General features: G+C 62.7%; 10 protein-coding genes and 2 tRNA genes. 4 read left to right on the top strand and 8 right to left on the bottom strand.

What is annotated here, in order from left to right; genetic code table 11:
- Positions 1-107: 107 nt before the first annotated feature.
- From ACP691_RS05350 to ACP691_RS05325, 6 genes are all read right to left on the bottom strand, one after another.
- Positions 108-869: a YkgJ family cysteine cluster protein gene (locus ACP691_RS05350; protein WP_426152862.1), complete on the bottom strand. Its 762-nt coding sequence runs from the start codon at positions 867-869 to the stop codon at positions 108-110.
- Between the two features lie 107 nt (positions 870-976).
- Positions 977-1,771, bottom strand: coding sequence for an RHS repeat-associated core domain-containing protein (locus ACP691_RS05345; RefSeq protein WP_426152860.1), 795 nt, complete (start codon positions 1,769-1,771; stop codon positions 977-979).
- Between the two features lie 229 nt (positions 1,772-2,000).
- Positions 2,001-2,930 (bottom strand): 2-hydroxyacid dehydrogenase, encoded by a 930-nt coding sequence (locus ACP691_RS05340; protein WP_426152858.1) that lies wholly within the window; start codon positions 2,928-2,930, stop codon positions 2,001-2,003.
- Complete coding sequence (locus ACP691_RS05335) at positions 2,927-3,685, bottom strand: class II aldolase/adducin family protein (RefSeq protein ID WP_426152857.1); 759 nt, start codon at positions 3,683-3,685, stop codon at positions 2,927-2,929. Before ACP691_RS05335 ends, ACP691_RS05340 begins: the two co-directional genes overlap by 4 nt.
- A 236-nt stretch (positions 3,686-3,921) precedes the next feature.
- Positions 3,922-3,998, bottom strand: a tRNA-Asp gene (locus ACP691_RS05330).
- A 17-nt stretch (positions 3,999-4,015) separates the two neighbouring features.
- Positions 4,016-4,091, bottom strand: a tRNA-Val gene (locus tag ACP691_RS05325).
- A gap of 162 nt (positions 4,092-4,253) precedes the next feature.
- Here ACP691_RS05325 and rdgC point away from each other — a divergent pair.
- Both rdgC and ACP691_RS05315 read left to right on the top strand, forming a co-directional pair.
- Positions 4,254-5,174, top strand: coding sequence for a recombination-associated protein RdgC (gene rdgC, locus ACP691_RS05320; RefSeq protein ID WP_426152855.1), 921 nt, complete (start codon positions 4,254-4,256; stop codon positions 5,172-5,174).
- A gap of 31 nt (positions 5,175-5,205) precedes the next feature.
- Positions 5,206-6,138: a bile acid:sodium symporter family protein gene (locus ACP691_RS05315; protein ID WP_426152853.1), complete on the top strand. Its 933-nt coding sequence runs from the start codon at positions 5,206-5,208 to the stop codon at positions 6,136-6,138.
- A 99-nt stretch (positions 6,139-6,237) separates the two neighbouring features.
- On the opposite strand, the gene ACP691_RS05310 is transcribed toward ACP691_RS05315, so the two are convergent.
- Complete coding sequence (locus ACP691_RS05310) at positions 6,238-8,109, bottom strand: MFS transporter (protein WP_426152851.1); 1,872 nt, start codon at positions 8,107-8,109, stop codon at positions 6,238-6,240.
- A 204-nt stretch (positions 8,110-8,313) separates the two neighbouring features.
- Between ACP691_RS05310 and ACP691_RS05305 the strand changes: the two genes are divergently transcribed.
- A complete protein-coding gene (locus tag ACP691_RS05305) occupies positions 8,314-11,799 on the top strand; it encodes a hybrid sensor histidine kinase/response regulator (RefSeq protein ID WP_426152849.1) in 3,486 nt (1,161 codons plus the stop codon).
- Here ACP691_RS05305 and rmuC read toward each other — a convergent pair.
- Positions 11,755-13,284, bottom strand: a complete 1,530-nt coding sequence (rmuC, locus tag ACP691_RS05300; protein WP_426152847.1) for a DNA recombination protein RmuC — start codon at positions 13,282-13,284, stop codon at positions 11,755-11,757. The two genes, ACP691_RS05305 and rmuC, sit on opposite strands and share 45 nt — an antisense overlap.
- 922 nt (positions 13,285-14,206) lie before the next feature.
- Between rmuC and ACP691_RS05295 the strand changes: the two genes are divergently transcribed.
- Positions 14,207-14,431 (top strand): hypothetical protein, encoded by a 225-nt coding sequence (locus ACP691_RS05295; RefSeq protein ID WP_040262416.1) that lies wholly within the window; start codon positions 14,207-14,209, stop codon positions 14,429-14,431.
- Positions 14,432-14,636 lie beyond the last annotated feature (205 nt).

Here is a 14,636-nt window from a genome sequence, read left to right as displayed (position 1 = left end):
GCGTTCCGAAGTCACGGCTGCTGAAGTTCTCTGGCATTCTGGCATTCTGGCCTTCTGACCCGCCCGGCCCGCCAAATCCCCTGGGCAGGCCAAGCCTGGCCAAGTGATCAGGCCGCCTGACGCAGCGGGATATAGGTCAGGTTGTGCTGCTCCAGTGCAGCCGCGATCAGGGCCCCGGTCTCTTCCAGACGCGCGATCAGGTCTTCGCTCGGAGCAAGCAATGACCAGGCCTGCTCATGGGCGAAGCGGGCCAATCGCAACGCCTCTACCCGCTCCGCCGCCTGGCGCAAGTGCGTCATATCCGGCATGAAGGCGGCGAACCCCTCCCCTTTCAAGGCCATGCTCCGGATACCCAGCAAATGGCAAATGGCAGCCTTGGCGGCGATGTCGTCACGGTCGGCCTGACGAGAGCGCTCGATCAACTGTCGCAGGTCGGCGTCTACGGCTTGGCCCCCGTGAATCAGCCGGGGCCCCTGTTCCCACGCTTGGGGCGGGCAATCCTTGTTCTCGGCGCGCAGCGGAATGTGCGGGTTGATCTCCATGGGATAGATGCGGCACACCAGCGGGCGGCGCTCGTAGATGCGGCACATCTTGTTTTCATCGAGGTTGCGGCAGGCTCCCTGGTTGAAAGCGGCGAAGGTAATGGCCACATAGGCATGCACGCTTCCACTGGGCACCCGCAGCGAGCGGCGACGGGCATGCTGCAAGGCGGGGTCCAGGTCCAGCCGGGCGTCTTCCAGAAAGCCTTCGGTGAGCACGATCAATTGCCCGCCATCGTCGGCCCACTGCACCGCCTCGGCCAGGGTCAGGGGAACGTGATGATCGTTACAGCACTTGCCACAACCCACACAGGAAAACCGCATGCCCATACCTCAGTCGATGGACCCGGCGCCGAAAAACAGGCGCCGAGAGAAGGAGTACGGGGTATGTAGCAGAGTGCATGCCAATTGATACAAAGGTGAATGAGAGCGTCGGCTCAAGAACGATACCGGCTTATGACTCCAGGATTTCCCAGATAGCTGTCATCCGAGTCATAGGAGATGTCCGAATCAGGACTGGGTGGGCGGGGCGCCTCAGGCTGTCGCGTCGGGCTCGACCGTCGCGGAACGCCTCGTACCCTGGGCGCCTCGTGCAGATTCAACAGAGGCAACGCTGGTTCGATTCTTCCATTCGTCGCGCGATAGCCCGAGCTCAGGACGCGGCTGGGAGCCGAAGCGGGAGCAATCTCTACGCCGGTAGCGCTTATTACCGGTTGCGGTGCCGACCGTCCCAGGGGATGTGTGCGGGTAAAGGCCCCGGATTCGCGTCCTGTGTTGGCAGGGATTGCGCGAACGCCTCGCACTCGAGCAACCGAGGCCATTGGCCGACCCACGCCTGTGATTGGTCCGGAAGGTAAGATGATCGGGCGAGGACGCACCAACTGCTGAATCTCGGCTTGTTGCACCACCCACTTCCACCATACCGGTGCGCGACCATCCGGATCATGCTTGTTGATCGGATCGCTATTGCAATAGGCATACCCGTTGATGCCCCCGGGGCCAAAGGGGCTCAGGCTATCGTACCTTCCAAAGCGATGCAGCAATGGGAGATAGGGTCGGTAGCCATTTCCAAAGGCAATGAAGTCGTCAGGTTCGAGAAGCAAGCCGTTATAGCCGCTACGCTGTCGGTGCGGCGAGCTCCTACCGAATGGCGTATAGGCAAGGCTCCGTTCTTTTCCTGCCAGTAGCACGGAGCGAGTACTATCCGTGGCGAGCACAAGGGAAGTGATCATACGGCTATTCCTGTCTACTCAGTTTCCAGACATTTCACAGCATCTGGAAAAAAATGGCAGCTAGTCATCCTGCCAGCCAAGAGCGAGTGCGCCGCTGAACCGTTGTCGGATAGTGAGGATGGTTGCGACAAGCTAGGCGCTGAACCACCCTGCGTATCCCTCAGTCGAGTCCTCCTTTAGACAGCCTACAGCCGAAACGGCGGGTGATAGGGCAGCGTCCGGAACCTGTTCAATACCCCGCCTCAGGATCCGCCTCATTGAGCAAAGGCTGGCCAGCCTGCAACCGTCGCACATTCTCGACCACCTGCCGAGCGATGCTGCCCGGTGAGGCCGAGGACGCCATGTGCGGCGTAATCACCACGCCGGGGGTTTGCCATAAGGGGTCATCCGCAGGCAAAGGCTCTTGCTCGAACACGTCGAGCACCGCGCCGCGCAGAAGGCCGCTGTCCAGCGCGGCCAGCAGGTCCGGGACGACCAGATGCTCACCCCGGCCGCAATTGACCAGTACCGCGCCCGGCGCCAGGCGAGCAAAAACCCGAGCATCGAGCAGGCCACGGGTCTGCTCGGTCAAGGGCAGCAGACAGATGAGCATATCCAGCCCGTCGAGAAAAGGCTCCAGTTCCGCGGCCCCCGCGTAGCTGCGAACGCCCGGCAAGGCCTTGACCGAGCGGGCCCAGCCGCGCACCGAGAAGCCCAGGCTGGCCAGCGCGCTGGCGGCATGAGCGCCCAGCGCGCCCAGCCCCAGCACCCCTACCTGACACAACGCCGCGGAGCGTTGGCCCGGTTCGACCCAACGCGCTTCGGCCTGGTTGGCCAGAACCTGGTCCATACGGCGATGGTGATGCAGCACAGCCCATAGCACGTATTCGGTCATCCCCTGGCGGTGATCGGCATCGACGATCCGGCACACCGGGACGCCGGGCGGACGGCTGCCATCGCGCAACACGTGATCGATGCCGGCGGCAATGGATTGCACCAGGCGCAACCGGGGATACGCGCCCAGACTGCCCGGTGCCGGACACCAACAGGCCGCTACCTGCGCCTGCTCCGCCGCCGGCTCGCCGTGAAGATAGACCGGCAGCTCCGGTGCCAGCGCCTGGATCGCCAGGCGCAAGGTGCTCAGGTCATCGCTCGCGCTGATCAATACCACGCCGGTCATGAGCAGTAATCCTCTCGCTGGTCGGCGATGAGCTTGAGGGCTGCCTCCCAGGCCAATTGCATCAACGCCAGTCCTTCATCGTCATCGGTGAACTGGCTGGCGGTCAGCCGGCATACCGATTCGGAAGGGTAGATCAGTTCACTACCGCCGGCCAGGGCCTGGACCTGCGCCTGGCAGGCCCGCTCCAGGAAATGGATTTCATGGAAAGCCTCGGCTACCGTGCGCCCTCCGGCGAGCAGACCATGGTTACGCAGGATCATGGCGCGGTGCGAGCCGAGGTCGCGTACCAGCCGCTCGCGTTCCTCCAGGTGCAGGGCAACCCCTTCGTAGGTGTGGTAAGCCAGCTTGCCGTAGAACTTCAGCGCATGCTGGGTAATCGGCAACAAACCATGGGCCTGGGCCGACACCGCCATGCCCGCGGCCGTGTGGGTGTGGATCACGCAGTTCATGTCTTCACGGGCCAGGTGGATGGCCGAATGAATCACAAAGCCGGCTTCATTGACGTTGTGAGCCTCATAGGCGGGATCTACCCGCCGACCGTCCTTATCGATGAGCACCAGATCGCTGGCGCGCATGTGATCGAACAGCACGCCATAGCGGTTGATCAGGAAGTGATGTTCCGGTCCCGGTACTCGTAGGCTGATATGGGTGTCGATCAGGTCGGTCATGCGAAAATGCGCCACCAGCCGATAGAGCGCGGCCAGTTCGCAACGTAGCTGCCATTCGGTGGGGGAACAGTGAGGGGTAACGCTCATCGGGGGCTCCGGCTAGTCAGGCATTGCCGCTACCCTGCAAGGCCTGCGCCAGCCCATACAGCTCGAATCGAGCATGCGCCGGACCTGCGCTGCGCGAACATGGTGCCGGTGCAGGCAACTGTGCCTCATGACTGATCGCGAAAGCGTAGGCCGTACCCAAAAAACAGAGGCAAAAAAAACGACCCCTAAGGATCGTTTTTTGGCTCATGGATGTTCAGTTGGCCCATGAGCGAAGATGGCGCAGCGGACGGGACTCGAACCCGCGACCCCCGGCGTGACAGGCCGGTATTCTAACCGACTGAACTACCGCTGCGCGATACACAGAGCGAGTGGTGGGTGATGACGGGATCGAACCGCCGACCCTCTGCTTGTAAGGCAGATGCTCTCCCGGCTGAGCTAATCACCCTTTGTCTCTCGGTGTGGCGCGCATTCTACGGAGGGCGTTTCCTGCTGGCAAGCACTTTTTCAAAAAATTTTTCGAGCCCTTCCAAAGACTTAGCCCAGGGTTGGCCTTGGCTCGAACAGAGAGAATAATGCCCGGCTTCTGTACTTAACGAGACACCCGCCAATGTGGTTCAAAAACCTGCTTGTCTATCGCCTCACCCAGGAAGTGCCGTTCGAACCCGAGGCCCTCGAAGCCGCGCTCGCCAGCAAGCCGGCCCGCCCCTGCGCCAGCCAGGAATTGGCGACCTATGGTTTCGTCGCGCCCTTCGGCAAGGGCGAAGACGCTCCGCTGCTGCACCTGAGCCAGGACTTCCTGCTCATCGCCGCGCGCAAGGAAGAGCGCATCCTCCCAAGCAGCGTCGTGCGTGACGCGGTACAGGAAAAGATCGAAGAGATCGAAACCGAGCAGATGCGCAAGGTCTACAAGAAGGAGCGCGAGCAGATCAAGGACGAGATCATCCAGGCCTTCCTGCCCCGCGCGTTTATCCGTCGTTCCAGCACCTTCGCCGCCATTGCGCCCAAGCAGGGTCTGATCCTGGTGAACTCGGCCAGCGCCAAGCGCGCTGAAGACCTGCTCTCCACCTTGCGCGAGGTCATGGGCTCCCTGCCAGTGCGCCCGCTGAGCGTGAAAATCGCCCCTACCGCCACCATGACCGACTGGGTGAAAACCCAGCAGCCAGCCGCGGATTTCTACGTACTGGACGAATGCGAACTGCGCGACACCGGCGAAGACGGCGGCATCGTGCGCTGCAAGCGCCAAGACCTGGCCAGCGAGGAAATCCAGCTGCACCTGAACACCGGCAAGCAGGTTACCCAGCTCGCGCTCGCCTGGCAGGACAAGCTTTCCTTCCTGCTGGACGACAAGATGGTCATCAAGCGGTTGAAGTTCGAAGAGCTGCTCCAGGATCAGGCCGAGGAAGACGGTGGCGAGGAAGCCCTCAGTCAGCTGGACGCCAGTTTCACCCTGATGATGCTGACCTTCGCCGACTTCCTGCCGGCCCTGTTCGAAGCCCTGGGCGGCGAAGACATGCCGCAAGGCATCTGACCAACCACGCATAACAATAAAGGAAGAGCATATGCGCGCCCTGGCCGCTTTCAGCCGTTTCGTGGGCAATACCTTCGCCATCTGGGTGCTGGTGTTTGCCGTTCTGGCGTTCCTGCAACCGGCCTGGTTCATCGGGCTAAAGGGGTACATCGTTCCCTTGCTTGGGCTGGTGATGTTCGGCATGGGGCTGACCCTGAAGCTGGACGATTTCGCCGAGGTGCTGCGCCACCCCTGGCGGGTGGGCCTGGGCGTGGTCGCCCACTTCGTGATCATGCCCGGCGTGGCCTGGGTGCTCTGCCAGGCGTTTCACCTGCCCCCGGAAATCGCCGTGGGGGTCATTCTCGTCGGCTGCTGCCCCAGCGGCACGTCCTCGAATGTCATGACCTGGCTGGCCAAGGGCGACCTGGCGCTTTCGGTGGCCATCGCCGCGGTCACCACCCTGCTCGCGCCCCTGCTGACCCCCGCGCTCATTTGGCTGCTGGCCTCGGCCTGGATGCCGGTGTCCTTCTGGGACATGTTCTGGTCGATCCTGCAGTTCGTGATGCTACCCATCGTGCTGGGCGTGATTGCCCAGCGCCTGCTCGGCAGGGCGGTGGCCGTTGCGGTAGAGGTGCTGCCACTGGTTTCAGTGGTGAGCATCGTGATGATCGTCTGCGCCGTGGTGGCGGCCAGCCAGGCCAGGATCGCCGAGTCCGGCCTGCTGATCATGGCGGTGGTGATGCTGCATAACGGCTTCGGCTATCTGCTGGGGTATTTCACCGGCCGCTTGTGCGGACTGCCCCTGGCCCAGCGCAAGTCGCTGGCGCTGGAGGTGGGCATGCAGAACTCAGGCCTTGGCGCCGCCCTGGCCGCGGCGCACATTTCCCCGATCGCCGCGGTGCCGAGCGCGCTGTTCAGCGTGTGGCACAACATCTCCGGCGCCCTTCTTTCTACCTTCTTCCGGCGGATGAAGGGAACGGAATAAGGCGCGCAGGTTCGTTCGCCAGCTGTTGCTGGCTCCCACCGGAGGGAGCACCTCGGTGTGAGCTAGCGGCAGCTAGCGAACGAACCCGAAACCTGCCCCTCAGCGCCAATCCCCCCGCAGGGCCTGCACCTTCTCCCGCAATACCGCCGGAGCCTGCTCGCCCGACCCTATCGGTGGCCCGGCGGCGACCTCTACCCTGGACCAGAACCGCTTGAACAGCCCCTTGTGTGGCGCGCGGCTGAAGAAGCTTCCCCACAACCCGCGCAGGGCCATGGGAATCACCGGCACCGAGGTTTGCTGGAGGATGGTGGCAGTACCGCTCTTGAAAGCGTCGATCTCGCCATCCCGGGTGAGCTTGCCTTCCGGGAACACGCACACCAGCTCGCCCGCGGCCAGGTAACCGGCGATATCACGGAACGCCCGTTCGTAGATCAGCAGGTCCTCGCTACGCCCGGCGATCGGGATGGCGCCAACGGTGCGGAAAAAGAAGTTGAGCACCGGCAGTTTGTAGATCCGGTAGTACATGACGAAGCGCACCGGTCGGCGAATGGCGCCTGCCAAGATGAGCGCGTCCACGAAGGAGACGTGGTTGCACACCAGCAGCGCGGGCCCTTCCTCCGGGATATGCTCCAGCCCGCGGTGGCGAACCCGGTACATCGAGTGGCTGAGCAGCCACACCAGGAAGCGAACGCTGAACTCCGGCACGATCTTGAAGATATAGGCGTTCACCGCCACGTTCATCAGGGAAACCACCAGGAACAGCTGAGGAATGCTTAGCCCCGCCCCGCTGAGCAGGCCCACCGCCACCACCGCCGAGATGACCATGAAGAGCGCATTGAGGATATTGTTGGCGGCGATTACCTGGGCCCGTTCATGGGCAGGTATGCGAGCCTGAATGAGCGCATACAGGGGCACGATGTAGAAGCCTCCGAAAATGCCCAGGCCAAGAATATCCACCAGCACCGGCCATACGCCGGGCTGGCCCAGCAATTCCAGCCAGCCATGACCCGCCCCCGCCGCCATCGGCACCCGGCCCGAATGCCACCACCAGAGCAGCCCGAACAGGGTCAGGCCAAAGGAACCGAAGGGTACCAGGCCAATTTCCACCTGCCGGCCCGACAACCGCTCGCAGAGTACGGAACCCAGCGCTATGCCGACGGAAAAGGTGGTGAGCACCAGGGTGACCGCGGTTTCGTCACCGTGCAGCCAGGTCTTGGCATAGCTAGGGATCTGGGTAAGGTAGATGGCGCCGACGAACCAGAACCAGGAATTGCCCAGCAACGAGCGGGACACCGCCTTTGGCTGGCCCAGGCCCAGACGCAGGGTATGCAGCGTCTGCGCGGGAATGTTCCAGCGGATCCTTGTGTGAGGCGCCGCGGCCGGGGCCGGCGGAATGAAGCGGCTGGCCAGGTAGCCGAGCACCGCCACTGTCACCATGGCCACTGCCACCGAAGGCGCATACACGGTTTCGGCCATCAGCATGCCCGCGCCTATGGTACCGCCAAGAATCGCCAGGAAGGTGCCCATTTCCACCAAGCCATTACCCCCGAGAAGCTCCTGGCGCTGCAGGGCCTGAGGCAGGATGGAGTACTTGACTGGCCCGAACACGGCCGAATGGGTACCCATGGCGAACAAGGCGATCAGCAGTATAGGCAGATGGCCGGTAAGAAAGCCCGCCGCGGCAACCCCCATGATCAGAATCTCGGCCAGCTTAACCGCGCGGATCAGTCGGTGCTTGTCGAACCGCTCCCCTAGTTGCCCGGCCAAGGCCGAGAACAGAAAGAAAGGCAGGATGAACAGCAGCGCGCAGAGGTTGATCCAGAAGGCGCGATCCCCTTCGATGCTCAACTTGTAGAGTATGGCCAGGATCAGCGACTGCTTGAAGACATTGTCGTTGAACGCCCCAAGCGCCTGGGTGATGAAGAACGGCAGAAAGCGGCGGGTGCGCAATAGCTTGAACTGGGAACTCATCGTCCTGGAACTCCTGATCCATCGACCTGATTGACATGGGACGCACGCGGCGGCAATAAGCCACACCCCAGGGTAGACATTGGTCGCGACTGACGCCGTCTGGCCAGCATGCGACACTGGCAATGCCCCAGGATTGCAAGCCTTTTCACCTGGCCGCCATCGCTTGCGATCAGCCAAGGCCAATACGTTCAGAAGGAAATTCCAATGTCGCTTTCCAGCGGACTGATCGCCGCGGTAGCCCTGGCCTACATGACCGTGATGTTCGCCATTGCCTATTGGGGTGACCGTCGCCGCACGTCCCTGCCCCCGCGTTTGCGGGCCTGGGTGTACAGCCTGTCCCTGGCGGTGTATTGCACCAGCTGGACTTTCTTCGGCGCCGTCGGCCAGGCGGCTGAACAGCTCTGGGCCTTCCTGCCCATCTACCTGGGCCCCGCCCTGCTGCTGCTATTGGCGCCCCAGGTGCTGCAGAAGATGGTGCTGATCAGCAAGCAGGAAAACATCACTTCGATCGCGGATTTCATCGCCGCCCGGTACGGTAAGTCTCAGCCCCTGGCGATCGTGGTGGCGCTGATCTGCCTGATCGGCATGCTTCCCTACATTGCCTTGCAGCTCAAGGGCATCGTGCTTGGGGTAAACCTGCTGATTGGCGCCAGCGCCGACGCCACCGGCCCCCGGGTACAGGACACCGCCATGGTGGTGTCGCTGGTGCTGGCGCTGTTCACGATCGTGTTCGGTACCCGTAGCCTGGATGTCACCGAGCACCATCGCGGCATGGTCCTGGCCATTGCCTTCGAGGCGCTGGTGAAACTGTTCGCCTTCCTGGCCGTGGGGGCCTTCATCACCTATGGCCTGTTCAACGGCTTCGGCGATCTGCTGGGGCAGGCGCGGCAGGCTCCAGCCCTGGGCGCCTACTGGAAAGAGACCATCAACTGGCCGTCGATGATGGTACAGACAGGGGTAGCCATGATGGCGATGATCTGCCTGCCGAGGCAGTTCCAGGTCACGGTGGTAGAAAACCTCGAACCGCGGGACCTGCGGCTGGCGCGCTGGGTGTTCCCCGGCTACCTGTTGCTGGCGGCCCTGTTCGTGGTGCCCATCGCCCTGGCCGGTCAGATGCTGCTGCCGGGTGCGGTGGTGCGGGATTCCTTCGTGATCAGCCTGCCCCTGGCCGAAGCCCACCCTGCTTTGGCGTTGCTCGCCTTCCTGGGCGGGGCCTCGGCTGCCACCGGCATGGTGATCGTCGAAAGTGTGGCCCTGTCCACCATGGTCTCCAATGACATCCTGCTGCCCTGGCTGCTACGCCGCCAGCGTGCCGAGCGGCCGTTCGAAGCCTTCCGCCACTGGATGCTCTCGGCCCGACGGGTGAGCATCCTGGTGATCCTGCTGTTGGCCTACGTGAGTTATCGCTTGCTAGGGTCCACCGCCAGCCTGGCCACCATTGGCCAGATCGCCTTCGCCGCCGTCGCCCAACTCACCCCTGCCATGGTCGGCGCGCTCTACTGGAAGCAGGCCAATCGCCGGGGCGTGTTCGCAGGGCTGGCGGCAGGCAGCTTCCTGTGGTTCTACGCCCTGGTATTGCCCATCGCCGCCCATAGCCTGGGTTGGCCCATCGATGCCTTCCCTGCCCTTAGCTGGCTGCATGGCAATCCGCTGCACTTGCCGATCTCAGCCCTGACCCAGGGCGTAGTGCTGTCCCTGGCAGGCAATTTCATCCTGTTCGTGTGGGTGTCGGTGCTGTCACGCACCCGCGTGTCCGAACACTGGCAAGCCGGGCGCTTCGTTGGCCACCACTACAGCCTTCGGCCCAATGCCAAGGGCTTGCTGGCGGTGCAGCTCGACGACCTGCTCAAGCTCGCCAGCCGATTCGTGGGCGAAGAGCGCGCCCGGGAAAGTTTCAGCCGCTTCGCCTATCGCCAGGGCAAGGGCTTCAACCCCAGCCAGACCGCGGACAGCGAATGGATCGCCCATACCGAGCGACTGCTGGCCGGCACCCTTGGCAGTTCGTCGACCCGGGCAGTGGTCAAGGCGGCCATCGAAGGCCGCGACATGCAGCTTGAAGACGTGGTGCGTATCGCTGACGAAGCCTCGGAGGTCTTACAGTTCAACCGTGCCTTGCTTCAGGGCGCCATCGAGAACATTACCCAGGGTATCAGCGTGGTGGACCAGCATCTGCGCCTGGTGGCCTGGAACCGCCGCTACCTGGAGCTGTTCAACTACCCGGAAGGCCTTATCGCGGTCGGCAGGCCCATTGCGGACCTCATCCGCTTCAATGCCGAGCGAGGCTTCTGTGGCCCCGGCGAGGCCCATGTGCACGTGGCGCGGCGGCTCGATTACATGCGTCAAGGGCGGGCGCATACCTCCGAACGGGTATTTCCCAATGGGCAGGTGATCGAACTGATCGGGAACCCCATGCCAGGCGGTGGTTTCGTCATGAGCTTCACGGACATCACGGCCTATCGCGAAGCCGAGCGGGCGCTCAAGGACGCCAACGAAAGCCTGGAGCGGCGGGTCGCCGAGCGTACCGCCGAGCTTTCGGCGCTCAACCAGGCGCTTTCCGCCGCCAAGGCGCACGCTGATACCGCCAACCGCTCCAAGAGCCGTTTCCTGGCAGCCGTGGGCCATGACCTGATGCAGCCCATGAACGCCGCGCGTCTGTTCTGCGCGGCGCTCGGGCACCAGGAAAAGGAGCTGCCCACCGATGCTCGCCCATTGGTCGCGCACATGGACAGCGCCCTGCGCTCGGCCGAAGACCTGATCAGCGACCTGTTGGATATCTCACGCCTGGAGAACGGTCGCGTCACACCGAACCGAGCAGCCTTCGCCCTGGACGAGCTCTACAGTGCCCTGGGCACTGAATTCTCGGCGCTTGCCCAGGAGCAAGGGCTTAGCCTGAGAGTGCGTGGCAGCGCCCAGCGCATCGACAGCGACATCCGCCTGTTACGCCGCATCCTGCAGAACTTTCTTACCAATGCCTTCCGTTATGGCAGCGGCCCGGTACTGCTGGGGGTACGTCGTACGCCCGGGCATCTGCGCCTGGAAGTGTGGGACCGTGGCCCGGGCATTCCGGCAGACAAGCTGGAGGTGATCTTCGAAGAATTCCAGCGCCTGGACAGTCACCAGACCCGTGCGGAAAAGGGGCTTGGCCTGGGCCTGGCCATTGCTGACGGCCTTTGCCGACTCCTCGGCCACCGCATCGAGGTGCGCTCATGGCCGGGGCGTGGCAGTGTCTTCAGCGTACAGGTGCCGTTGGCCGCGGCGGCTCCCACGGTAGTGCCGGCGTCGGCGCCCGCCGCGCTGCCCATGGGCGGTTTGAAGGTACTGTGCGTGGACAACGAAACCAGCATCCTCACTGGCATGGCCAGTCTGCTGACACGCTGGGGCTGCACCGTATGGACAGCCACTGGTCGCGATCGATGCGCCGAGCTCCTGGCCGAGGGCGCGCAGCCTCAGTTGCTGCTGGTGGATTTCCACCTTGACCAGGGTGACACCGGCCCGGCGCTGGTTGCCTGGCTGCGCACCCGCCTGGGCGCGCCTGTTCCGGGCGTGGTGATCAGCGCCGATGGTCGCGCCGAAACCATCGCCCAGGTCCATGCCGCCGGGCTGGACTACCTGCCCAAGCCACTCAAGCCGGCGGCCCTGCGTGCCTTATTGAACCGGCACCTCGCCCGGCGCGAGCTGACGCAGGCTTGAGTCCGTGTCCATTGGCCCAAAGAGATCATCCCCGCCGGCCACGGCGGCCTTGTCCAGCAACTCCGGGGGCAGGCGCTTGCTGGCCCGGGCGCCCAGCAACTTGAGCTGCTCGCTGCGGCTGACCAGATTCCCGCGCCCTTCGGTGAGTTTGTTCCGAGCGCTGGCGTAGGCCTTGTCCAACTGCTGCAGCCGGGTGCCTACCTCGTCCAGGTCCTGGATGAAAAGTACGAACTTGTCGTAGAGCCAGCCCGCGCGCTCCGCGATCTCCCGCGCGTTCTGGCTTTGCCGTTCCTGCTTCCAGAGGCTGTCCACCACCTTGAGGGTCGCCAGCAGGGTGGTAGGGCTGACCACGACGATCTGCTTGTCGAAAGCTTCCTGGAACAACCCCGGCTCATATTGCAGCGCGGCGGAGAAGGCTGCTTCAATGGGCACGAACAACAGTACGAAGTCCAGGCTGTGCAGGCCCTCCAGGCGACTGTAGTCCTTTCCGGCCAAACCTTTGATATGCGCTCTCAAGCTGTTGACGTGTTGCTTGAGCGCGCCCTGGGCCACGTCGGCTTCCGAAGCGCCCACGTATTGCTGCCAGGCGACCAGGCTGACCTTGGCATCGACCACCACTTGCTTCTCACCGGGCAGCGTGACCAGTACATCGGGTTGAAAGCGCTCACCGTCCGCGCTCTTGAGGCTGACCTGGGTCTGGTATTCCCGCCCTTTCTGTAGCCCGGCGTGCTCCAGCACCCGTTCAAGCACCAGCTCGCCCCAATTGCCCTGGGTCTTCTGGCCTTTCAGCGCCTGGGTAAGATTGGTGGCTTCGTCGCTCAGGCGCAGGTTCAATTGCTGCAGCCGCTCAAGCTCCTTGGCAAGGGAAAATCGCTCGCGCGCTTCCTGGGCGTAACTGTCTTCCACGCGCTTTTCGAAGGCCTGGATTCGCTCACGCAGCGGATCAAGCAACTGACCCAGGCGCTGTTGGCTGTTTTCCGAAAAGCGTTGTTCGCGCTCTTCGAAGATCTTTCCCGCCAACTCGGCGAACTGAGCCCTGAGTTCGTCCCTAGCGCCCTGAACATCGGCCAGACGTTGCGCGTGGCCTTCCTGCTGCTCTCTAAGCTCCGCGGTCAAGGCAGCGCAGCGCGCCTCCAATTGACGCAGCTCCCCTTCACGCTGTCGACGCTCGTGATCCCAGGCGTGAGCGGCATCGCGGCCGTTGTCCACCTCCAGCCGCAACAACTCCAGCTCACGGCCAGCGGCGGCCAGTTCCGCTTGAGCCGAGGCATGGCTGCGGCCCAGGTCAGCCAGTTCACGAGCACGCGTGACCGCTTCCTGGCGAGCAGCTTCTTCACTGGCCTGCGCCAGCCGCAGCCGCTCCTGCAGCAAGGGAATGTCCGTGCGGGCCGCTGTCGCGACGCGGTAGAAATACCAGGCCAGGGCAATGCAAGGCAGCGCACCGAGCAGGGCGCTGAAGACTAAACGAAGGACATCATCGGGCATGGGCGTACCGGTGGAAGTGCTGAATGGGCAAAGCGAGCCGGAAAGTCAGTCTACCTGCTACCCCGGTTATACCGAAAAATTACATGCTTCAACTTGACAGCGCAGCGGCTATGGACATCGATAATAGCGGCTCTGAAGCGCAATGGCCGTCGTAGAGCAATCAACGGTCACAATCCACAGAACCTGTGGATAACACAGTGGACAACACCCCTCCACCCTCCGCAAACCCCGATGGGACGGGGCCTCCAGACAAACTGTCCATTTTTTCACCAGCTAAAAAAAGTGTTTTTTTTCATTGACTTGAAAAACAGGAGCATGCTGCTCGAGAGCCGCATCACCGCTGCGCTGGAATATGACAGTTTCGCACACTGATGTGCACAACCTCTGGGTTATGCAAGTCCGTAAACGAAGGGCGCGGTGAAGAACAGCGCAAAAGGCGCAGCTCGGGGTAGGAACGGGCATTCCTCCAACACTTGGAAAGCCGGTTTCCAGTGGTCAGGCCTCGCTACCGTTTATCGCTTCCCTCACTGGGGTCTTGCCTTGACTGCCTTTTATCTATACGGTTATCCGCAGTTCGTACATAAGCTGAAAGCACATTTCGGCCGCTCAAGTCCCTCCAGCAACACCGTCGATGCCTAGCATCGAGTCTCGCTGTTCAATCGGACCCTCTCGGCCTTCAGGCCAGCGCCAAGCGTCTCTACCATTACGCCCCGCTGTCTCGCTTCCCAGGCTTGCCTCCCGCTGTCATGACCTCAGCCGGGCTGCCCCTCGTCTTGCGTACCGACCGCCGCCTGCATCACGTTCATCTATACGTCACAGGCGAGCTGTACTGTTCTGGCAGGTCTGCGCTATCTATCAAGCGCGCCGGAACAAATTCAATGCCGCACGGCTCTGATCCGTGTCAATCGCAGGAACACCCACAATGACCTTCAATACTCAAACCCAGGTTGCCATCCATACCCTGTCCCAAGCCTTCGCTCCGCTGCGTTGCGTAATCCTCGCGGCACGTAACGATAGCTTCAGTTTCTCCGTGGTCAACGAGCATGGCGTAGCGCGTCATACCGAACGCCTCTACCCGGAGCAATATGCTGCTCCAGCTCCGCTGCAGGCAGTCATCGAGCGCGCTCGCCAGTCGCTGGTTGCCTGATATGTGCCTTCGACACCTTGTCAGCAAGGTCGAATAGCTCCGACGAACGTACACTTGCGTCCCGAAGTTAAAGCTATGCTTTAACTTGAGCGATACGCGAGCGGCGTGTCGCTCCAGGCGAGCCCCGTTCGATCAATCGCTGCCACGCGTGGGGCTCGCCTTCTTACCCATTCCTGTTACAAAAAAGTGCCTAGCCATCGAGGCC

The sequence above is a fragment of the Pseudomonas sp. DC3200b2 genome (assembly GCF_049895785.1).
GTDB lineage: Bacteria > Pseudomonadota > Gammaproteobacteria > Pseudomonadales > Pseudomonadaceae > Aquipseudomonas > Aquipseudomonas massiliensis.
This window is presented reverse-complemented; position numbering and strand designations above follow the sequence as displayed.